Origin of the sequence: Variovorax boronicumulans NBRC 103145 (assembly GCF_001591345.1) — a bacterium.
In the GTDB taxonomy this organism is placed as follows: Bacteria; Pseudomonadota; Gammaproteobacteria; order Burkholderiales; family Burkholderiaceae_C; genus Variovorax; species Variovorax boronicumulans.
In genome coordinates, this window is record NZ_BCUS01000279.1 from 1 (window position 1) to 751 (window position 751).

The window sequence follows — 751 nt, forward strand, 5'->3', positions numbered from 1 at the left end:
TCGACGTCGAGTGGCTTGAGCACGGCGACCAGCGGCATCTCGAGCCTGTCGACGGGTCTGAGCACGACGAACAGCAATGTGAGCAGCCTGTCGACGTCCACTTCGTCCGGCCTCAGTACCGCCACGAGCGGCATCTCCAGCCTGTCCACGGGCCTGAGCTCGACGAACAGCAATGTCAGCAGTCTTTCGACCTCCACGTCGTCCGGCTTGAGCACTGCGACGAGCAGCATCGACAGCCTCTCGACCTCGACGTCGTCGGGTTTGAGCACTGCCTCCAGCGGCATCTCCAGCCTGTCGACCGGCCTGAGCACGACCAACAGCAACGTCAGCAGCCTGTCGACGTCCACGTCGTCTGGCCTGAGCACCGCCACCAGCGGCATCTCCAGCCTGTCCACCGGCCTGAGCACGACGAACAGCAACGTGAGCAGCTTGTCGACCTCCACGTCGTCTGGCTTGAGCACTGCGACAAGCAGTATTGACAGCCTGTCGACTGGGCTGAGCACGACCAACAGCAACGTCAGCAGCTTGTCGACCTCGACGTCGTCGGGTTTGAGCACTGCCACCAGCGGTATCTCGAGCCTGTCGACGGGCCTGAGCACGACGAACAGCAACGTGAGCAGCTTGTCGACTTCAACGTCGTCGGGGTTGAGCACTGCCACGAGCAGCATCGACAGCCTGTCGACCGGGCTGAGTACCACGAACAGCAACGTGAGCAGCCTGTCGACTTCGACGTCGAGCGGCCTGAGCACGG

General features: G+C 63.0%; 1 protein-coding gene. It reads right to left on the reverse strand.

Features of this window, described 5'->3' with window-relative positions:
* The coding region (locus VBO01S_RS33445) for a hypothetical protein (protein ID WP_303621494.1) at nt 1-751 on the reverse strand (751 nt) is incomplete at both ends.